Below are 20,881 nucleotides of genomic sequence, written 5' to 3'. Positions count from 1 at the left end.
CTTAGCGAGAAAGATCACAATAGCATATTACTCATAAAATTTGTGATTCACTGTATAGTATCACCTAACTGTAATATAGGAAGATACATAGCCATGATTAATGTACCAATAATCAATGCAATTATCGCCATTAACATCGGCTCTAACCATGTACTGATAGTATTTAATTGTTCTTCAAGCTGATGATAAAACCAATCACTTAATTGTTGACAAAAATAGAGTAACTGTCCTGAATTTTCTGCACAAATGATAAATTGATGGCAAATGGGTGGAAAATAAGACGCATTTTTCATAAATAAACTTAATGATTTTCCTTGCGTAATGTGTTCACTCATTTGTAATAGCTGGCGTTTATAAATGGGATGTGTAAGTTGTTCTATAATAATCGTTAAGCCTTGTAATAACGGTAATCCAGCTTGTTGTGTAATACTTATTATCTGAAAAATAAGATAGAGTTGATGGTATTTTAATAGCGTACCGAAATAAGGTAGATGAAGCAAAATAGCTTGTTCATAATAATAAAAGAGTGGTGAATAATGCCGGATAAAATGATAAAGCAATATTAGCCCAATAAAGGAAACGAGCATTATAAAAATATAGTTAGAAAACCATTTTGAGAAAGAAATTAATGCTAATGTTAAATCAGGAAGCTCAGTATTAAAGGCACTGTATAAGGATTGATATTCTGGTAAAACATATAACAACATAATACTGGTAATAGAAAATAAAATAACCAATAAAAAAAGTGGGTATTTAAAAGATTTTTTTATTTTTTTAACTATTTCTTGTTGTTTTTTTAATTGTGTTATTTGAAGTGTTATGACTTCATTTAACTTTCCACTTTCTTCGCCAATAAAAATAAAGCGTACTAATGAAAGTGGAAAATAAACGGGATAACGGCTTAACTGTTTTGATAATGTACCGCCTTGCATTAAGTTAAAAATAATATCATCTAATACACATTGCCAATGAACATAACGACACTCATTTTTTAATAGCGTTAAAGCAGGTAAAAGTGCTAAACCTGAGTGAAGTAATAATGCGAGTTGTTCAAGTAATTGAATACGATATTTTTTATCATTTTCTTGGAATATCACGATTTTGTATAAATGTATTTTTATGGGAATTTTTTGTTGCTGTACTAATTTAATAAAAACATCATTATTTGATGATGCGAGAATGTTTCCTGAACACCATTCGCCTTGATAGCTCAATGCATCGTAATGATAAATTTGCTGTAATCTCATTCAATATCCCCCAGTGTTTGATAAACCTCCTCAAGTGTTGTTATCCCTTGTTTTATTAATAGAAAACCTGAATGGAGTAAATTATAGGGAGATGCATGTGCTTGTTTTGTTGGTTCAAAACAGTCATAGATTGCCGTTCTTCCTTTATAACCAGAACTGCATTGCTGGCAACCTATTGCTTGCCAATTCGGTAATTCAATGATTTCTTCATTGATATTAATCTGTTTTTTATTGGGTAAGCAGGTTTTACAATGTGAGCATAAACAGCGCACTAATCGCTGTGAAATAATCAAACTAATACAAGAGTGAATAAGATCTTTTGCAATGCCTAAATTATGTAGGCGCATTAAGGTGGCATCTGTGGAGTTAGTGTGTAATGTGGATAAAACAAGATGTCCTGTTTGTGCTGTTTTTATTGCCATTTCAGCAGTGGGGGGATCGCGAATCTCACCTACCATTATAATATCGGGATCTTGACGTAATAATGCGCGTAGTATTGTAGTAAATGTGATCCCCATTTTTTCACAAATCTGAATTTGATTAATACCATCTAGTGGTAATTCGATGGGATCTTCAACACTATTTATATTACGGTTATCTTTATTTAAATAATGTAAGCAACTATATAAAGTTAGTGTTTTTCCACTACCTGTTGGGCCTGTGACTAAAATCATACCTTGCGGTAAATTTAAATATTTTTTTAATAGTGTTAAATGAGATGGTTGAAATCCTAAATGGTTTAATTCAGGTTGTTGGAGGTTATTAATAAGGCGCAAAACGATTTTTTCACCATAAAGAGTGGGAAGTGTGGCTATTCGTATTGAATAGTTTTTATCATGATAAGACCAAGTAAATTGACCATCCTGAGGTAATCGTTTTTCTGTAATATTTAAGTTAGCCAATATTTTTAAACGTGTCACTATTTCTTCTGAAAATTCATCCGGAGGTGGAGAAAATAAATATAAATGGTTATCTATTCTGGCTCTAATTCTAAAATTGAATTGTTGAGGTTCAATATGTAAATCAGAAACACGCATTAAAATGCTATGGCGTAATAGATGTTCAATAAATTCTGTTGCTGAGTATGTGATATCCATTATTCACCTTTTTATATTTACTTTATTTGCGTTGTTTTAATACAGGAACATTCGATACGAATGCTCCCCAATATCCATAATGTATTAATATGATTTGAATATTTCAGTGCATTGCTTTTGTAACCTAGTATTAGTGGCGGAGCATTGTGTCCTCCATATAGGAAGATAATCTCCCGCATTTTTTTCTAAAGACATAACAATAGTTAGGCCTTCAAGTTGTGCTTTCCCGGTTGCATTAATGACACCATTTAATACGGATACTTCAGAAAGATATCGACTGCGAAATTGTGGTGGCATAAATGTTGAGTCAGAATCGCAATGGTGAAGTTCATTTTCATAACGACATAATTCAACGGCTGAACGATAAGGGGAGAGCGTTTGCAAAATATCGGTTAAAGCCGCTTTTTGGATATAGCCTTGATAAGCAGGAATAGCGACAGAGCTTAGAATAGAAATAATGGCAATGACAATCATGAGTTCCATAAGGGTAAAGCCATTTTCAGATGAGTGATAATTAAGTGCGTTCATCTAGCGTCCTCCTTGATTAATAGACACTAGAAGTATGAAAAAAAAGGACTTTATTGGCGAATAGATAAAATAAAATTTGAGTAAAATATCGAAAAGAAAACAGAGTTATACAAAATTAACCTTTATTATTGAGAGAAAGTTCGCATTTATTGATGAATATGAGTTAATAAAATTATTGATAATAGCTAAAACATAGTAGAAGAGGGTTGATGTGGAAATTAAACAAGGTTGGCTTATTGATGTAAGAAAAGTACCTTCACCAAATCATGATAAAAGGCCTGAAGGCGAAGCCCCCTCTTTACTGATTGTTCACAATATCAGTTTGCCACCAGGTCAATTTGGTGGGCCTTATATTGATAGGTTATTTACCAATACGTTATCAGAGGAAGATCATCCTTTTTTTAGTGAAATAATCGACTTAAGAGTATCTGCTCATTGTCTTATTCGGCGTGATGGTGAAATTGTGCAATATGTGCCTTTTACAGATAGAGCGTGGCATGCGGGCGTTTCTTTATATAAAGGTAGAGAAAAGTGCAATGATTTCTCTATTGGTATAGAGCTTGAAGGCACTGATAATTGTGATTTTACACCAAACCAATATCAGCAATTAGCCAAGATAACTCAATCACTTATTACGCTTTATCCTGCCATTAAAGAGAACATTACAGGGCATAGTGATGTTGCACCAAATAGAAAAACAGATCCAGGGCCTCACTTTGATTGGGACTATTTTCATAGTTTGTTAACGAAATAACAGAGATGGATGAATTAAAAACTGATTATAATGATTGTTTATTCAGTTAATTATTGCTGTCACGCTTCAGTTTGACTGTTTATGTGTTTAAAAAACGTTAAAAAATTTATTTTTAACGTTTCAGTATAATGCGATCTAGTTATCACTTTTGATGAATTTTTAAAATAATTTGTTAAAATTTGCAGGTTTTTATGATTTCGCTCAACAACTGTATGGACAGTTAGTGAATACTTTGTTACTTTATTATCCGTTATATTAAATTGGTATTACCAATTGACAACTCAATCACAAAGGTAATAGTTATCCAATAATGGCTTCCAGCAATATGGCTTATACAAAAATCCGTCAACCTAAGCTTTCTGATGTCATTGAGCAACAGCTTGAGCATCTGATTTTAGAAGGCACTCTGCGTCCAGGAGAAAAACTCTTACCTGAGCGTGAGCTGGCGAAGCAATTTGATGTATCCCGCCCTTCATTGCGTGAAGCTATCCAAAAATTAGAAGCTAAAGGTTTTTTACTTCGTCGCCAAGGCGGTGGAACATTTGTTCAGCATAATCTCTGGCAAAGTTTTAGTGATCCTTTAGCTCAACTGCTTAGCGGACATCCCGAATCTCAATTTGATCTCTTAGAAACGCGCCATGCCCTTGAAGGTATTGCTGCTTATTATGCAGCGTTACGCGGTACTAATGAAGATCTTGCTCGTATCAAGGCAAGCCATGATTGTATTTTGAAGGCCCACGAAAAGGGTGATTTAGTCGCTGAGTCTGAAGCTGTATTGCAATATCAATTAATTGTCACGGAAGCTGCTCATAATGTTGTTCTATTACATTTATTAAGATGCATGGTACCTATGCTTGAGCAGAATATCCGCCAGAATTTTGAGTTTCTTTACACTCGTAAAGAGATGTTAACTGCCGTAAGTGAGCATCGTAGTCAGATTTATCAGGCTATTATTAATAGAGAGCCAGAGGTAGCGCGTGAAGCTTCACATCGCCATTTAGCCTTTATTGAAGATGTTTTGTTGGATATGAGTCGTGAACATACTCGCCGTGAGCGCTCTTTGCGCCGGCTCCAACAACACCCTGATTTATTTTAGTAGCACAGATCCTGACCGCTGAGTCTGTACTACCTATCTCCCTGTGATTTTCAGGGATAGCGGTAATAACAGCAGGGTCTATCTTCCCGTCATATCAAATGGGTATAACGGGAAGATAGACTCCCATAACCATTAAAAACAGATAACAGATAAGGAATACACCATGTCAGATATGCTGAAAAATGACGTGGATCCGATCGAAACTCGCGACTGGTTACAAGCGATCGACTCGGTCATCCGTGAAGAAGGTGTTGAGCGTGCACAGTTCCTGATTGATCAGGTATTAAAACAAGCCCGTAATGGCGGTCTTAATATTGCTTTAGGCGGCTCTGTACACAGTGATTATATCAATACCATTCCTGCTGAAGATGAACCCGCTTACCCTGGCAATCTGGAATTAGAGCGTCGTATTCGTTCTGCTATTCGCTGGAACGCAGTAATGATGGTTCTGCGTGCATCCAAAAAAGATTTGGAACTCGGCGGACACATGGCGTCATTCCAATCTTCTGCAACGTTATATGAAGTGTGCTTTAACCACTTCTTCCGTGCTCAAAATGAAACTGATGGCGGCGACTTAGTTTACTTCCAAGGACATATCTCCCCAGGTATCTATGCACGCGCATTCTTAGAAGGTCGTTTAACAGAAGAACAATTAAACAACTTCCGTCAAGAAATTGGTGGTAAAGGTTTATCTTCTTATCCACACCCTAAATTAATGCCTGAATTCTGGCAGTTCCCAACTGTTTCTATGGGTCTGGGGCCTCTATCTGCAATTTATCAAGCTAAATTCCTGAAATATTTAAATCACCGTGGCTTAAAAGATACGACTAAACAAACTGTTTATGCGTTCTTAGGCGATGGCGAAATGGACGAACCAGAATCTAAAGGTGCAATCACCATCGCAGTTCGCGAAAAATTAGATAACCTGTGCTTCGTTGTTAACTGTAACTTACAACGTCTTGATGGCCCAGTTACAGGTAACGGCAAAATTGTTAACGAATTAGAAGGTATCTTTGCCGGTGCTGGCTGGAACGTTATCAAAGTAATGTGGGGCGATCGTTGGGATGAGCTTCTGCGTAAAGACACCTCTGGTAAACTCATTCAATTAATGAATGAAACCCTGGATGGTGATTACCAGACATTTAAATCTCGTGATGGCGCTTATGTTCGTGAGCATTTCTTCAATCGTTACCCAGAAACTGCTGCATTAGTTAAAGATATGACTGATGATGAAATCTGGGCATTAAACCGTGGTGGTCACGATCCGAAGAAAGTTTTTGCTGCATTCCAAAAAGCAAAAGATACTCAAAACAAACCAACTGTTATTTTAGCTCAAACCATTAAAGGTTATGGTATGGGTGAAACAGCAGAAGGTAAAAACATTGCTCACCAAGTTAAAAAAATGAACATGGATGGCGTTCACCATTTCCGTGATCGTTTCAATATTCCAGTTGCTGATGAGCAAATCAAAGACCTGCCTTATATTACTTTTGACAAAGAGTCAGAAGAATACAAATACCTGCACGCACGTCGTCAGGATTTAGGCGGTTATTTGCCAGCACGTCGTCCTCGTTTTGAAGAAAAACTGGATATTCCGACACTGGAAGATTTCAGCCAATTACTGGAAGAACAATCTAAAGAGATTTCTACAACTATCGCATTCGTTCGTGCACTGAACGTAATGTTGAAAAATAAATCTATCAAAGATCGTTTAGTTCCAATTATTGCTGACGAAGCACGTACTTTCGGTATGGAAGGCCTGTTCCGTCAAATCGGTATTTATAGCCCGAATGGCCAGCAATATACGCCTCAAGATCGTGAGCAAGTTGCTTACTATAAAGAAGACGTTAAAGGTCAAATTCTGCAAGAAGGTATCAACGAACTGGGTGCTGGCGCATCTTGGTTAGCAGCTGCAACATCTTACAGCACTAACAACCTGCCAATGATCCCATTCTATATCTACTACTCAATGTTTGGTTTCCAACGTATTGGCGACCTATGCTGGGCAGCAGGTGACCAACAAGCTCGTGGCTTCTTAGTGGGTGGTACTTCAGGCCGTACAACACTTAATGGTGAAGGTTTACAACACGAAGATGGTCATAGCCATATTCAATCGCTGACTATCCCTAACTGTATCTCTTATGATCCAGCATTTGCTTATGAAGTTGCTGTTATCATGCAAGATGGTTTAGAGCGTATGTATGGTGATAAACAAGAAAACGTTTATTACTACATCACTACACTCAACGAAAACTACCATATGCCAGCAATGCCAGCCGGTGTTGAAGAAGGTATCCGTAAAGGTATCTACAAACTGGAATCACTGGAAGGCGCGAAAGGTAAAGTTCAGTTACTGGGTTCAGGTTCTATTCTGCGTCACGTTCGTGAAGCAGCACAAATCCTGTCTACTGAATACGGTATTGGTTCTGATGTTTATAGCGTAACTTCATTCACAGAACTGGCTCGTGATGGTCAAGATTGTGAACGTTGGAACATGCTACACCCATCTGAAGCACCGCGTGTACCTTACATCGCTCAAATTATGAATGATGCACCAGCTGTAGCCTCTACTGACTATATGAAACTGTTCGCTGAACAAGTTCGTACTTATGTACCAGCAGATGATTACCGCGTATTAGGTACAGATGGTTTCGGTCGTTCTGATAGCCGTGAAAACCTGCGTCACCACTTCGAAGTTGATACTTCTTATGTGATTGTTGCTGCATTAGGTGAATTAGCTAAACGTGGTGAGATTGATGTGAAGGTTGTTGAAGAAGCAATCAATAAATACAACATCAACCCTGAAAAAGTAAACCCACGTCTGGCGTAAGAGGTAAAGTGAATGTCTATTGAAATTAAAGTCCCAGATATCGGTGCTGATGAAGTTGAAGTCACCGAAGTGATGGTGAAAGTGGGCGACCGTATTGAGGAAGAACAATCCTTAATTACTGTAGAAGGTGACAAAGCTTCTATGGAAGTCCCATCACCACAAGCGGGTGTAGTGAAAGAGATCAAAATTGCTGTGGGCGATAAAGTCCAAACTGGTTCTCTTATCATGATTTTTGAAGCAGAAGGTGCCGCGCAAGCTGCACCAGCTCAAGCCGCAGCTCCTGCGCCAGCAGCATCGCCTGCAACGGCAGAATTAAAAGAAGTTCATGTACCTGATATCGGCGGTGACGAAGTTGAAGTTACCGAAGTGATGGTAAAAGTGGGCGATAGCGTTGCTGAAGAACAATCGCTGATCACTGTAGAAGGTGATAAAGCTTCTATGGAAGTTCCAGCTCCATTTGCTGGCGTTGTGAAAGAAATTAAAATCGCAACTGGTGATAAAGTGAGCACAGGCTCTCTTATCATGGTATTTGAAGTTGCAGGTAGCGCACCTGTTGCTCAAGCAGCTCCAGCAGCATCTGCACCAGCAACATCTGCTGTGAAAGAAGTGAATGTTCCAGATATCGGTGGTGACGAAGTTGAAGTTACTGAAGTGATGGTTAAAGTAGGTGATTCCATCTCTGAAGAACAATCACTGATCACCGTTGAAGGTGATAAAGCTTCTATGGAAGTTCCAGCACCATTTGCAGGTGTGGTTAAAGAGATCAAAATTGCAGTGGGCGATAAAGTGAAAACTGGCTCACTGATCATGACGTTTGAAGTTGCCGGTGCAGCACCTGTTGCTCAAGCAGCAGCAGCCGCACCTGCGCCAGCAAGTTCTGCACCAGCAGCACCTGCTAAAGCACAAGCAACTGCACCAGCAGCAAAAGAAGAATTCGTTGAAAATGATGCTTACGTTCATGCAACACCTGTTATTCGTCGCTTAGCGCGTGAATTTGGTGTGAATTTAGCGAAAGTGAAAGGTACTGGTCGTAAAGGCCGTATCTTACGTGAAGACGTTCAGTCTTACGTGAAAGAGTTAATTAAACGTGCTGAATCAGCGCCAGCAAATGCAGGTGGCGGATTACCAGGCATGTTACCTTGGCCGAAAGTTGACTTCAGCAAGTTTGGTGAAATTGAAGAAGTTGAATTAAGCCGTATCCAGAAAATCTCTGGTGCTAACTTAAGCCGTAACTGGGTGATGATCCCTCACGTAAATCTGTTCGATGAAGCAGATATCACTGAGGTTGAAGAATTCCGTAAACAGCAAAATAAAGAAGCAGAGAAGAAAAAACTGGATGTTAAGATCACTCCGTTAGTCTTCGTGATGAAAGCAGCAGCAAAAGCACTGGCAGATATGCCACGCTTTAACAGCTCTATCTCTGAAGATGGACAGAAACTGATCCTGAAAAAATACATCAATATCGGCATTGCTGTAGATACACCTAACGGTTTAGTTGTTCCTGTTTTCAAAGATGTTAACAAAAAAGGCATTATCGAACTGTCTTATGAGTTAGCTGAAGTTTCTAAGAAAGCACGTGCAGGTAAACTGACAGCTGCGGATATGCAAGGCGGATGTTTCACAATTTCTAGCCTTGGTGGTATCGGTACTACCGGTTTTGCACCAATCGTTAACGCACCAGAAGTTGCGATTATGGGACTTTCCCGTTCTTCTATGAAACCTGTATGGAATGGTAAAGAGTTCGTACCACGCTTGATTCTACCAATGTCATTATCTTTCGATCACCGTGTGATCGATGGTGCTGATGGTGCTCGATTCATCACTCTGATTAATCAGTACATGAGCGATTTACGTCGTTTGGTAATGTAATTATTTAAACCGGTGCTTAGCGCCGGTTTCTCTGATTACGATGATAGATTTTACAGTCATACATCTTAGGTTGTGAGATCCGTCATGTTAGAGCGCTTTTCAGTTTATTAACATTTCTGTAAACTGCATGCGGTATGTAAGTCTCGGTGTTAAATATGGATTTTCGTCTGACTCGCCGGACAAATAAATAATGAGGTCACGATGAGTACTGAAATTAAAGCACAGGTAGTGGTTCTCGGCGCAGGCCCTGCGGGTTATTCCGCGGCGTTCCGTTGCGCTGACTTAGGTTTAGAAACAGTTTTAGTTGAACGTCACTCTACTTTAGGTGGTGTTTGTCTGAATGTGGGTTGTATCCCTTCTAAAGCGTTACTCCACGTTGCTAAAGTTATCGAAGAAGCGAAAGCATTATCTGAACATGGTGTTGTTTTTGATGCACCAAAAACAGATATCGACAAAATTCGCATCTGGAAAGACAAAGTTATTTCTCAATTAACCGGTGGCTTAGCGGGCATGGCTAAAGGCCGTAAAGTGACTGTTGTTAATGGCGAAGCACGATTCACTGGTTCTCATACATTGTCTGTTGAAGGTGGTGAAGGTACAACTACCATCACTTTTGAAAATGCAATCGTTGCTGCCGGCTCACGTCCAATCGAATTACCATTTATTCCACATGAAGACCCACGAGTATGGGATTCAACAGATGCGCTGCAACTGAAAACCGTACCAGAGCGTTTACTGGTTATGGGTGGCGGTATCATCGGTCTGGAAATGGGAACGGTTTATCACTCTCTGGGTTCTCAGATTGACGTGGTTGAAATGTTTGATCAGGTTATTCCTGCTGCTGACAAAGACGTGGTTAAAGTATTTACCAAACGTATCAGCAAGAAATTTAACCTGATGCTAGAAACCAAAGTAACTGCGGTTGAAGCAAAAGAAGATGGCATCTACGTAACGATGGAAGGCAAAAAAGCCCCAGCAGAACCACAACGTTACGATGCAGTATTGGTTGCTATCGGTCGTGTACCTAATGGTAAATTATTAGACGCAGGTAAAGCAGGCATCGAAGTTGATGATCGTGGCTTTATCCATGTTGACAAACAAATGCGTACTAATGTACCTCACATCTTTGCTATCGGAGACATTGTTGGTCAACCAATGCTGGCTCACAAAGGTGTTCATGAAGGTCACGTTGCAGCAGAAGTTATTTCTGGTAAAAAACATTACTTCGATCCTAAAGTTATTCCATCAATCGCTTATACTGAACCAGAAGTTGCATGGGTTGGTATGACAGAAAAAGAAGCGAAAGAGAAAGGCGTTAGCTATGAAGTGGCTTCTTTCCCATGGGCTGCATCAGGCCGTGCAATCGCATCAGATTGTGCTGATGGTATGACTAAACTGATTTTCGACAAAGAAACTAACCGTGTTATCGGTGGTGCAATTGTTGGTTCTAACGGTGGTGAACTGTTAGGTGAAATTGGTCTGGCAATCGAAATGGGTTGTGATGCTGAAGATATCGCATTAACTATCCACGCTCACCCAACGTTATACGAATCAATTGGTATGGCTGCGGAAGTATTTGAAGGTAGTATCACTGACCTGCCAAATCCAAAAGCGAAAAAGAAAAAATAAGCGACTTTTTACTGGAAACGGTTTTGCTGAAAATAGCTTTACTGAAAACAGTTTACTAAAGTAGTTTAAATGATAAGGGCTAAGTTCTTTATGGAACTTGGCTCTTTTTTTATATTTTTTATTGAAATGCTGATCGTCTTCTACTGTGTGATGCTGGTTATTTTGTGTGATTGATGTTTATTTGGCCGCAAATTTTACTTTAGTGCTAATTTGAGGATGAAAAAAACTATAAAAAGTGTGGTTATTAACCAAAATCTTGGTTAAAAGTCCCTGTTATATATTTTGTTTAAGTGTTTTAATCTGAATAAGTGGATATTTGAATCTGATTAATGTTACTTTTATGTGAACGAATTAACATCGTGTTGAAGATTTGCTATGCTGATAGCCCTTAGCTGGGCATAATTTTACAACCTCTTATGTTTTATGCGAGCAAAAGATCCTCTGACCTGGCATCCTTCAACAGACAGGGTGCAGACAGCCGGGTTATACAAAATGACAAAGAAGCGAGGAGACAGTCGTGCTAGAAGAATACCGTAAGCACGTAGCAGAGCGTGCAGCTGAAGGTGTCGTTCCAAAACCTCTCGATGCCACACAAACAGCCGCACTTGTTGAGCTATTAAAAAATCCCCCTAAAGGTGAAGAAGAATTTCTTCTTGATTTAATTGTTAACCGTGTTCCACCCGGAGTTGATGAAGCTGCCTATGTTAAGGCGGGTTTTTTAACTGCCCTCGCGAAAGGCGAAACCACATCACCTCTTATCTCGCCAGAAAAAGCCGTTGAATTATTAGGTACCATGCAAGGTGGCTATAATATTCATGCTTTAATTGAATCTCTGGATAACAACAAATTAGCCCCAATTGCAGCCAAAGCGCTTTCTCACACATTACTGATGTTCGATAACTTCTATGATGTTGAAGAAAAAGCCAAAGCAGGCAATGTGTATGCTAAACAGATTATGCAATCTTGGGCTGATGCAACATGGTTTACTGAACGTCCAGAATTAGCAGAAAAAATTACTGTTACCGTATTTAAAGTCACTGGTGAAACCAATACCGATGACTTATCTCCAGCTCCAGATGCTTGGTCTCGCCCAGATATCCCATTACATGCTTTAGCTATGTTAAAAAATGCGCGTGAAGGGATTGAACCAGATCAACCGGGTAGTGTTGGTCCTATCAAACAAATCGAAGCATTAAATAAAAAAGGCTTCCCACTAGCTTATGTTGGTGACGTTGTAGGCACTGGTTCTTCTCGTAAATCAGCGACAAACTCCGTGCTTTGGTTTATGGGGGATGATATTCCATTCGTTCCTAATAAACGCGGTGGCGGGGTTGTTCTCGGTGGTAAAATTGCACCTATCTTCTTTAACACAATGGAAGACGCAGGTGCATTGCCTATCGAAGTTGATGTTTCTAAATTAAATATGGGTGATGTCATTGATATTTACCCATATAAAGGTGAAATTCGTAACCATGAAACGAATGAGTTACTGGAAACCTTTGAGTTAAAAACCGAAGTATTAATTGATGAAGTTCGTGCTGGTGGCCGTATTCCATTAATCATTGGTCGTGGATTAACATCAAAAGCGCGCGAATCACTAGGTTTACCAGTTAGCACACTGTTCCGTCATGCTAAACCTGTTGCAGAAAGCAACCGTGGTTTCTCACTAGCTCAGAAAATGGTAGGTCGTGCTTGTGGTCGTACAGGTATTCGCCCGGGCGAATATTGCGAGCCAAAAATGACCTCAGTAGGTTCACAAGATACAACAGGTCCAATGACTCGTGATGAGCTAAAAGACTTGGCGTGCCTTGGTTTCTCTGCTGATTTAGTAATGCAATCATTCTGTCATACTGCGGCTTATCCAAAACCGGTAGACGTTACAACGCATCACACTTTGCCTGACTTTATTATGAATCGTGGTGGTGTTTCACTGCGTCCGGGCGATGGTATTATCCACTCATGGTTAAATCGTATGTTATTACCTGATACTGTTGGTACAGGTGGTGACTCGCATACTCGTTTCCCTATTGGTATCTCATTCCCAGCAGGCTCGGGCCTAGTGGCTTTTGCTGCAGCAACTGGGGTTATGCCATTAGATATGCCAGAATCTGTTCTGGTTCGTTTTAAAGGCAAAATGCAACCGGGTGTGACACTGCGTGATTTAGTTCATGCTATTCCTTATTACGCAATTCAAGATGGTTTACTGACAGTTGAGAAAAAAGGTAAGAAAAACATTTTCTCTGGTCGCATTCTTGAGATTGAAGGCTTACCAGAGCTGAAAGTAGAACAAGCATTTGAGCTTGCTGATGCATCAGCAGAACGTTCAGCTGCGGGTTGTACCATTAAACTGGATAAAGCGCCTATCATTGAGTACCTCCAGTCTAACATTATCTTATTGAAATGGATGATATCTGAAGGTTATGGCGATCGTCGGACTATTGAACGTCGTATTACTTCAATGGAAAACTGGTTGAAAGATCCGCAATTACTTGAAGCGGATGCTGATGCAGAATATGCCGCAGTGATCGAAATTGATTTAAATGAGATCAAAGAGCCAATTCTATGTGCGCCTAACGATCCAGATGATGCTCGCTTACTATCTGAAGTGGCAAACAGCAAAATTGATGAAGTGTTCATTGGTTCTTGTATGACTAACATTGGTCACTTCCGTGCTGCGGGTAAACTGCTTGATCAACACAAAGGTCAATTACCAACACGTTTATGGGTTGCTCCACCAACAAAAATGGATGCGGCACAATTAACGGAAGAGGGCTATTATAGCGTCTTTGGTAAGAGTGGAGCACGTATCGAAGTACCTGGTTGTTCACTGTGTATGGGGAACCAAGCGCGTGTTGCTGATGGTGCAACTGTTGTTTCAACCTCGACACGAAACTTCCCTAACCGCTTAGGTACAGGTGCAAATGTGTATCTTGCTTCAGCAGAACTTGCGGCAGTTGCGTCATTATTAGGTCGTTTGCCTGAGCCACAAGAGTATCTCGACTTTATGAATAAAGTTGATGAAACCGCAGAAGATACTTATCGCTATCTGAACTTTGATCAACTTGCTCAATATACAGATAAAGCAGACCAAGTTATTTTCCAAACAACGGTATAACGATTAATTTATTGCTTTAAACGTATTTAATATGAACAAACGGGAGGCTAATACCTCCCGTTTTTTGTTATTTTTGTCATAATAAGAATAAGGTATTTTTTTATTAAAAAAGCGGTAGCTTAATAAGGGGCGTACACCATGGACTATGAATTTCAGCGAGACCTCACTGGCGGTATACTAGCCCGTTTTTCGATGGATCATGAAGCGATAGGCTATTGGCTGAATGATGAAATTCAGGGCGATATTAGTCTGATAGATCAAATTCTTGAAGAGATGGATGGTATTAAAGGCAGTGAAAGACAGTGGGAGCTAATTGGTAAAGAATATAGCCTTTCGATTGATGATGAAGAAGTAATGATAAGAGCCAATACTTTGCATTTTGAAACAGATGAAATGGAAGAGGGCATGAGCTATTACGATAACGAAAGTATCTCTTTTTGTGGTTTAGATGATTTTGCTACCATGCTACAGAAATATCGGTTATTTATTCTGGAAAATAAAGAAAATTAACAAATACTATATATTTTTTGAATAAATCTGCCACAATATATTACTGAATTGCTATTCTTCTATTATATTTTTAAGATTTAAAAGGTGGTCTAATGAATGAATTACCTGTTAGTTTAGATGAAGCATCAGGTTGGTTTGTCGCAAATCAGGATCTCTTTATTCAATATGCTGTGAATATTGTAGCCGCATTTTTGATCTTATTTATTGGTCTTTTTGTCGCAAAAATGATCGGTAAAGGTGTCGCAAGAGTTCTTACATTGCGTCATATTGATGCTACTGTTGTGACATTTTTATCTGTTTTAGTTCGTTATACTGTTGTTGCTTTTACCTTAATTGCCGTATTAGGACGATTAGGTGTTCAAACTGCGTCGGTTATCGCGGTATTAGGTGCTGCTGGTTTGGCGGTTGGTTTAGCCTTACAAGGATCACTATCTAACTTTGCAGCGGGCGTATTAATTGTTATCTTCCGTCCGATCCGCACAGATGAATATGTCATGATTGGCTCTGTAGAAGGTACGGTAAGAGATGTACAAATTTTCTCTACCACATTACGCTCAGCCGATGACAGAATTATCGTTATTCCAAATAGCAAAATTATCAGTAGCGAGGTTATCAACTTAACGCGTGAGCCTAATCGCCGTACACAAATTATTGTCGGTGTGGCTTATGATGCTGATATTGATAAAGTAAAACAAGTACTGGGTGATGTTGTTGCTAAAGACAAACGTATTCAACATGATAAAGGTGTGACTATCCGTTTACATGAAATGGCACCGTCTTCATTAAACTTTGTGGTACGTGTTTGGACAACCAATGGAGATGCATGGCCTGTTTATTGGGATTTGATGGAAGATTTTAAACGCGCATTAGATGCGAATAATATCGGTATTCCATTCCCACAAATGGATGTTTATATGCATCAAACACCAAGTGCGACGGCAAAAGCAGAATAGTCTCACAAGAATAGATGACATAGAGCCACGTTAATAGCGTGGCTTTTTTGTATGATAAGAAATAAGAAAGGAAGAATAATGAGATAACACAGACTATAAAAGGGATTAAGTATTAAAAATGGAGATAATCTTAAGGAGTTTCTTTTTTGTTTTTCATTATGCTGATGGCTATCTTGTTTTTTCTTTGGCGCTATTATTATTGTGGTATTCACATAAAGTAGCTAAAAAGCGAACACGTATTATCTTATTTATTACTGCATTAATTGTGGTAACACCTCATGTTACTATCTGGTCTAATTTTATTTTTATTCTATTAATGAATATGGTTATTTCATCTTATTAACCTTACTGAAATTATTATTTTTATCTATTTTATGGCCATTAGTTTTTCTTATTATCAATAAGAATGATTCATTTCCTCTAATATCAAAATCCCTCTATTATTCAGCTAATATCTAACGAATAATTATTAAGGTATTTTGCATGTTTACAACTTTTTTTCAGGGTTTTTTATTGAGTGCAGCCATGATTTTACCTATAGGTGCTCAGAATGCTTTTGTTTTACAGCAAGGGAGTAAAAAACAATTTCATTTAATGAGCGCATTTTTATGCGCTTTAAGTGATGTTGTATTAATAACAGCAGGTGTCTTTGGTGGCAGTGCATTGCTTAGTCAATCAGAAACACTTTTATTATTGATCACATGGGGAGGAGTGGTATTTTTACTTTGGTATGGTTGGAAAGCATTTAAAACAGCTTTTTCAAAAGATATCGAATTATCACAAAGTGAAAATCAGGTAAAAAACCGTTGGCGTGTGATTGTGACATTAATTGCCGTAACTTGGCTTAATCCTCATGTTTATTTAGATACTTTTGTTGTGATAGGCAGTATAGGTGGACAATTAACCACAGAGCTTCGCCCTTGGTTTACAATTGGTGCTGTATTTGCCTCTATAAGTTGGTTTTTCGCATTATCACTACTTGCGGCTTGGTTTTCTCCAATATTAAGCAAAACACACTCTCAACGCATTATTAATATGTTTGTAGGATGTGTGATGTGGTTTATTGCTGTTCAATTAGTAGCACAAGGATGGAAAACTCTCTTTTAATCTTAAAGAACTTTACATCATATATGCTAATGTTCTTCTTAGTCCTAAAAACAGGACATTAAAATTAATTTTGTCAGGGGGTTTTTTGTGAAATTAAGAGCGATTGTATTAGCATCCATGTTTACGCTGGGATTACCTTCCATTGCGCTAGCTGCTTCGGAGCCAGAAGGACCACATATTACAACATCGGGTAATGCGACAATTAAAGCAGCTCCTGATATGGCGACATTAAATATTCAGGTTAATGAAAGAGCAAAAGATGCGGCTCAGGCTAAGAAACAAGTCGATGAGCGTGTTGCAAAGTATTTTGCCTTCTTAAAAGAAAATGGTGTTGTGAAGGAAGATATCGACGCTGCTAATATCCGTACTCAACCAAACTATGAGTATGATAAAAAAGCAGAGCGTTCGGTGATTAATGGTTATACAGCAACACGTACTGTGAATGTCAAAATTAAGAAATTAGAACAGCTTAATACGTTACTTGATGGCGCATTAGCGGCTGGTTTAAATGAAATTAATAACGTTGAGTTTGGCGTAAATAATCCAGAACAATACAAAGTAAAAGCACGAGAAGTGGCCATTAAAAATGCCATTGATCAAGCAACTTCTGTTGCAAAAGGTTTTGGTGCTGATTTAGGTGCAGTCTATAGTGTAAGCTATCGTGCGCCAGAAGCGACACCTTATCCAATCGCACAAGTACGTATGGATGCAATGGCATTAAAAGCCCAAGCACCAGCAGCAGTGCAAGAAACTTATGAACAACAAAGTATCGAATTTAAAGATTATGTGGATGTTGTTTTTGAACTAAAACGCACTAAATAATTATGTTACGGTAAAAAAAATAGGCTTCTTAGAGAAGCCTATTTTTTGTGTTAAAAGATGAAATAGCCGTGCTACTCTTCACCTTGTTTTAAAACCTTACGGCCAAAATTAATCAGTGCATCTGTCACTTTTCTCATCGTTCTACTTTCTGGTGCAAAACGATGCCAATAAAGCATACGCCGCTGGCAAAGTCCCGGAGTTAAATCAACCAGCTCTCCACTCTTTAGCTCATTAGCAATTTGTAGATGAGGGATCATGCAACATGTCGAACCTTGTTTTGCTAATTGCACAAATGCTTCAGAAGAATTAACGATATGGCAAGGTACGCTACCCGGAGATAAACCAAAGTTTTGCTGTAAAAATGCTTGATGCATATCATCAAGATGGTCAAATGCGACTGCAGGGGCTTTTAATAACGATGACTTAGTTACGCCATTTGCAAAATAACGCTGAGCAAAATCAGGAGAGGCCACAAATAGATAATCAAGAGCGCCTAATTGATCAACAAGGCAACTTGGTAATGCTTGTGGCTGAATACTGATTGCACCAACGACTTCGCCTCTTCTTAAGCGTTCTTGTGTTCGCGTTTCATCTTCAACTTGTATATTAAGCCGAATAGGCAGTTGTGTTAAAACTGGGTGCAAAGCGGGTAATAACCACGTTGCTAAACTATCAGCATTCACCGCCAAAGAGAGTAAAAGCGGTGTGGAGCCACTATTTTCATCACCTAACCATTGTTCTTCAAGTAATTCTACTTGATGCAATAATGCCAATAGTTTTTGCCCTTGCTCTGTGGGCTTAGGGGGAACAGTTCGCACTAATAATGGTTGGCCGAATAAGTTTTCTAATTGTTTAATACGCTGTGAAACGGCAGATTGTGTAATACATAACTTTTGTGCAGCTCTTTCAAAACCACGTTCGCGAATGACGGCATCAAGGGCTTGTAATGCTCGATAATCAGGGCGTTTCATTAACAGACTCTCTTTGATTTTATATTCTGTTGCTTACTATGCCATATTTTTTGTTGTAATGAGTTAAAATGTTGCTTCTCAGTTTTTGATGTGTCTCGTGCTAGTTTTGAATGCAATATGCTATTCTTAGTCCATTAACGTGATAAATAAGGTTTTTTTAAATGACTCAGGATGAATTGAAAAAAGCAGTAGGTTGGGCGGCGCTTGAATATGTAAAACCCGGTACTATCGTGGGAGTGGGAACAGGCTCCACAGCTTCTCATTTTATTGACGCATTAGCGACAATGAAAGGTCAAATTGAAGGTACGGTTTCAAGTTCAGAAGCATCAACAGCAAAACTAAAAAGTTACGGCATTCCTGTTTTTGACTGTAATGAAGTCGATTCTTTAGATATCTATGTTGATGGTGCTGATGAAATCAACCACCATATGCAAATGATCAAAGGTGGCGGAGCTGCATTAACGCGAGAAAAAATTATTGCAGGTGTGGCAAAAACATTTATCTGTATCGTTGATGAATCTAAACAAGTGGATGTATTAGGTAAATTTCCTCTACCTGTTGAAGTTATTCCAATGGCGCGCTCTTATGTAGCTCGTGAATTGGTTAAATTGGGTGGTTTGCCTGAATATCGTGAAAACGTGGTAACAGATAATGGAAACGTTATTTTAGACGTTCATAACTTAACAATTCTTAACCCTATTGAACTGGAAAATAAAATTAACAGTATTCCAGGCGTGGTTACAGTAGGATTATTTGCTAATCGTGGTGCAAATGTCGTTTTAATGGGAACATCTGAAGGCGTTAAAACTATTAAGTAAGATGACTAAAAAGAGGTGGCGATGGCGACCTCTTTTTAAAATTATTTTAGAAACTGCAAATTCAGTGATATATATCACACCATAGTTATATCTCTCTTTAAAATCCTGCCTTTTTCAAAGTCAAAATCATTTTACTCGGTAGAAAATCGCTTTCTTTATCGCTTATTCTGCCATCACTGCAATCGGTTGTATTGCCACAAACTCTATTTTTGTTATGTTGTTGAGACAGGATTTTGTTTTTCATTAAATGTAACAACGATAGGGCAGGGTAAATGGTCAAAGTATCTTTGGAAAAAGAAAAGATAAAGTTTCTACTCCTTGAAGGTGTGCACCAAAGTGCAGTAGAAAATTTAAGAGCTGCGGGTTATACCAACATTGAATATCACAAAGGTGCGTTATCGGACGAAGAATTAAAAGAAGCTATCCGTGATGCACGTTTTGTTGGTCTTCGTTCCCGCACTCATTTAACAGAAGAAATTTTTGCAGCCGCTGAAAAATTAGTTGCTGTAGGATGCTTCTGTATTGGGACCAATCAAGTTGATTTAGATGCGGCAGCTCGTCGCGGTATCCCTGTTTTCAATGCGCCTTTCTCAAACACTCGTTCCGTGGCTGAGATGGTGCTAGGTGAATTACTGTTATTACTGCGCCGTATTCCGGAAGCCAACGCGAAAGCACATCGTGGTGTTTGGGATAAGCAAGCCAAAGGCTGTTTTGAAGCGCGTGGTAAAAAACTAGGTATTATTGGTTATGGCCATATTGGTACACAGTTAGGTATTTTGGCTGAAAGTGTCGGTTTAGATGTTTATTTTTATGACATTGAAAATAAACTGCCACTGGGTAATGCAACACAAATTCGTCATCTGTCTGAACTATTGAATATGTGTGACATTGTCAGCTTGCATGTACCAGAAACACCATCAACAAAGAATATGATTGGTCATGAAGAAATTCAGCGCATGAAACCAGGTTCAATTCTTATCAATGCTTCTCGTGGTACAGTGGTTGATATTCCTGCATTAGCACAAGCGTTAGAATCAAAACATTTATCTGGTGCTGCCGTTGACGTGTTCCCATCTGAGCCAGGTGCAAATAACGATCCTAACGATCCGTTTGTCTCTGAACTTATTAAATTCGATAACGTGATATTAACGCCACATATCGGTGGTTCAACACAAGAAGCGCAAGAAAATATTGGTTATGAAGTTGCTGGTAAATTAGCTAAATATTCAGATAATGGCTCTACGCTATCTGCGGTTAACTTCCCTGAAGTTTCATTACCAAGCCACGGCGATGATGTAAACCGTTTACTGCATATTCATGAAAACCGCCCAGGTATGATGAATAGTATCAATAATGTGTTTACTGAACAAAACATCAACGTGGCAGCACAATTCCTGCGAACTTCAGGCAATGTCGGTTATGTTGTGATTGATATTACAACGCAAACCAAGGCTCAAGCAGAGTTAGTGTTGCAAAAAATTAAAGCATTACCTGGTACTATTCGTGCTCGTATGCTGTACTAATTATTGATGTAA

The 20,881-nt window shown here is 38.8% G+C and carries 17 protein-coding genes; 13 read left to right on the top strand and 4 right to left on the bottom strand.

What is annotated here, in order from left to right; genetic code table 11:
• Nucleotides 1-47: 47 nt before the first annotated feature.
• From LW139_RS14795 to ppdD, 3 genes are all read right to left on the bottom strand, one after another.
• Nucleotides 48-1,247, bottom strand: a complete 1,200-nt coding sequence (locus LW139_RS14795) for a type II secretion system F family protein (RefSeq protein ID WP_166540873.1) — start codon at nt 1,245-1,247, stop codon at nt 48-50.
• Nucleotides 1,244-2,344, bottom strand: a complete 1,101-nt coding sequence (locus LW139_RS14790) for an ATPase, T2SS/T4P/T4SS family (RefSeq protein ID WP_208105209.1) — start codon at nt 2,342-2,344, stop codon at nt 1,244-1,246. Before LW139_RS14790 ends, LW139_RS14795 begins: the two co-directional genes overlap by 4 nt.
• An 84-nt stretch (nt 2,345-2,428) precedes the next feature.
• On the bottom strand, nt 2,429-2,872 hold the full coding sequence (gene ppdD, locus LW139_RS14785) for a prepilin peptidase-dependent pilin (RefSeq protein ID WP_109407448.1): 444 nt from the start codon (nt 2,870-2,872) through the stop codon (nt 2,429-2,431).
• Nucleotides 2,873-3,083: 211 nt separating this feature from the next.
• Between ppdD and ampD the strand changes: the two genes are divergently transcribed.
• From ampD to LW139_RS14730, 11 genes are all read left to right on the top strand, one after another.
• Nucleotides 3,084-3,626 (top strand): 1,6-anhydro-N-acetylmuramyl-L-alanine amidase AmpD, encoded by a 543-nt coding sequence (gene ampD, locus LW139_RS14780; RefSeq protein WP_227335839.1) that lies wholly within the window; start codon nt 3,084-3,086, stop codon nt 3,624-3,626.
• Nucleotides 3,627-3,951: 325 nt separating this feature from the next.
• Complete coding sequence (pdhR, locus tag LW139_RS14775) at nt 3,952-4,722, top strand: pyruvate dehydrogenase complex transcriptional repressor PdhR (protein WP_166540924.1); 771 nt, start codon at nt 3,952-3,954, stop codon at nt 4,720-4,722.
• A 163-nt stretch (nt 4,723-4,885) separates the two neighbouring features.
• Nucleotides 4,886-7,552 (top strand): pyruvate dehydrogenase (acetyl-transferring), homodimeric type, encoded by a 2,667-nt coding sequence (gene aceE / locus LW139_RS14770; protein ID WP_109407446.1) that lies wholly within the window; start codon nt 4,886-4,888, stop codon nt 7,550-7,552.
• Nucleotides 7,553-7,564: 12 nt separating this feature from the next.
• Nucleotides 7,565-9,421, top strand: coding sequence for a pyruvate dehydrogenase complex dihydrolipoyllysine-residue acetyltransferase (aceF, locus tag LW139_RS14765; protein WP_247850140.1), 1,857 nt, complete (start codon nt 7,565-7,567; stop codon nt 9,419-9,421).
• A 201-nt stretch (nt 9,422-9,622) separates the two neighbouring features.
• A complete protein-coding gene (gene lpdA / locus LW139_RS14760) occupies nt 9,623-11,050 on the top strand; it encodes a dihydrolipoyl dehydrogenase (protein WP_072063363.1) in 1,428 nt (475 codons plus the stop codon).
• Nucleotides 11,051-11,567: 517 nt separating this feature from the next.
• Complete coding sequence (gene acnB, locus LW139_RS14755) at nt 11,568-14,165, top strand: bifunctional aconitate hydratase 2/2-methylisocitrate dehydratase (protein ID WP_166540870.1); 2,598 nt, start codon at nt 11,568-11,570, stop codon at nt 14,163-14,165.
• Between the two features lie 138 nt (nt 14,166-14,303).
• Nucleotides 14,304-14,675 (top strand): YacL family protein, encoded by a 372-nt coding sequence (locus LW139_RS14750; protein ID WP_109407443.1) that lies wholly within the window; start codon nt 14,304-14,306, stop codon nt 14,673-14,675.
• A 92-nt stretch (nt 14,676-14,767) separates the two neighbouring features.
• A complete protein-coding gene (gene mscS, locus LW139_RS14745; protein ID WP_247850139.1) occupies nt 14,768-15,628 on the top strand; it encodes a small-conductance mechanosensitive channel MscS in 861 nt (286 codons plus the stop codon).
• Between the two features lie 118 nt (nt 15,629-15,746).
• Nucleotides 15,747-15,971 (top strand): hypothetical protein, encoded by a 225-nt coding sequence (locus LW139_RS14740; protein ID WP_166540868.1) that lies wholly within the window; start codon nt 15,747-15,749, stop codon nt 15,969-15,971.
• Nucleotides 15,972-16,111: 140 nt separating this feature from the next.
• Nucleotides 16,112-16,735: an arginine exporter ArgO gene (gene argO, locus LW139_RS14735; protein WP_166540867.1), complete on the top strand. Its 624-nt coding sequence runs from the start codon at nt 16,112-16,114 to the stop codon at nt 16,733-16,735.
• A gap of 87 nt (nt 16,736-16,822) precedes the next feature.
• Nucleotides 16,823-17,557 (top strand): oxidative stress defense protein, encoded by a 735-nt coding sequence (locus LW139_RS14730; protein ID WP_166540866.1) that lies wholly within the window; start codon nt 16,823-16,825, stop codon nt 17,555-17,557.
• Between the two features lie 71 nt (nt 17,558-17,628).
• On the opposite strand, the gene LW139_RS14725 is transcribed toward LW139_RS14730, so the two are convergent.
• On the bottom strand, nt 17,629-18,528 hold the full coding sequence (locus LW139_RS14725; RefSeq protein WP_166540865.1) for a LysR family transcriptional regulator ArgP: 900 nt from the start codon (nt 18,526-18,528) through the stop codon (nt 17,629-17,631).
• A 161-nt stretch (nt 18,529-18,689) separates the two neighbouring features.
• Here LW139_RS14725 and rpiA point away from each other — a divergent pair, with 161 nt between their 5' ends.
• Nucleotides 18,690-19,346 (top strand): ribose-5-phosphate isomerase RpiA, encoded by a 657-nt coding sequence (gene rpiA / locus LW139_RS14720; protein ID WP_072063358.1) that lies wholly within the window; start codon nt 18,690-18,692, stop codon nt 19,344-19,346.
• Between the two features lie 272 nt (nt 19,347-19,618).
• On the top strand, nt 19,619-20,869 hold the full coding sequence (gene serA / locus LW139_RS14715) for a phosphoglycerate dehydrogenase (protein WP_109407437.1): 1,251 nt from the start codon (nt 19,619-19,621) through the stop codon (nt 20,867-20,869).
• Nucleotides 20,870-20,881 lie beyond the last annotated feature (12 nt).

Source organism: Proteus vulgaris (assembly GCF_023100685.1).
GTDB lineage: Bacteria > Pseudomonadota > Gammaproteobacteria > Enterobacterales > Enterobacteriaceae > Proteus.
Note: the sequence above shows the minus strand (reverse complement) of the source record. Positions and strands in the feature narration are given on the sequence as shown.

What these genes read in the sequence shown, in the direction of transcription:
- LW139_RS14795 (WP_166540873.1), bottom strand. Translation starts at nt 1,247, where the DNA reads ATGAGATTACAGCAAATTTATCATTACGATGCATTGAGCTATCAAGGC.
- LW139_RS14790 (WP_208105209.1), bottom strand. Translation starts at nt 2,344, where the DNA reads ATGGATATCACATACTCAGCAACAGAATTTATTGAACATCTATTACGC.
- ppdD (WP_109407448.1), bottom strand. Translation starts at nt 2,872, where the DNA reads ATGAACGCACTTAATTATCACTCATCTGAAAATGGCTTTACCCTTATG.
- pdhR (WP_166540924.1), top strand. Translation starts at nt 3,952, where the DNA reads ATGGCTTATACAAAAATCCGTCAACCTAAGCTTTCTGATGTCATTGAG.
- aceE (WP_109407446.1), top strand. Translation starts at nt 4,886, where the DNA reads ATGTCAGATATGCTGAAAAATGACGTGGATCCGATCGAAACTCGCGAC.
- aceF (WP_247850140.1), top strand. Translation starts at nt 7,565, where the DNA reads ATGTCTATTGAAATTAAAGTCCCAGATATCGGTGCTGATGAAGTTGAA.
- lpdA (WP_072063363.1), top strand. Translation starts at nt 9,623, where the DNA reads ATGAGTACTGAAATTAAAGCACAGGTAGTGGTTCTCGGCGCAGGCCCT.
- LW139_RS14750 (WP_109407443.1), top strand. Translation starts at nt 14,304, where the DNA reads ATGGACTATGAATTTCAGCGAGACCTCACTGGCGGTATACTAGCCCGT.
- mscS (WP_247850139.1), top strand. Translation starts at nt 14,768, where the DNA reads ATGAATGAATTACCTGTTAGTTTAGATGAAGCATCAGGTTGGTTTGTC.
- LW139_RS14740 (WP_166540868.1), top strand. Translation starts at nt 15,747, where the DNA reads ATGGAGATAATCTTAAGGAGTTTCTTTTTTGTTTTTCATTATGCTGAT.
- argO (WP_166540867.1), top strand. Translation starts at nt 16,112, where the DNA reads ATGTTTACAACTTTTTTTCAGGGTTTTTTATTGAGTGCAGCCATGATT.
- LW139_RS14725 (WP_166540865.1), bottom strand. Translation starts at nt 18,528, where the DNA reads ATGAAACGCCCTGATTATCGAGCATTACAAGCCCTTGATGCCGTCATT.
- rpiA (WP_072063358.1), top strand. Translation starts at nt 18,690, where the DNA reads ATGACTCAGGATGAATTGAAAAAAGCAGTAGGTTGGGCGGCGCTTGAA.
- serA (WP_109407437.1), top strand. Translation starts at nt 19,619, where the DNA reads ATGGTCAAAGTATCTTTGGAAAAAGAAAAGATAAAGTTTCTACTCCTT.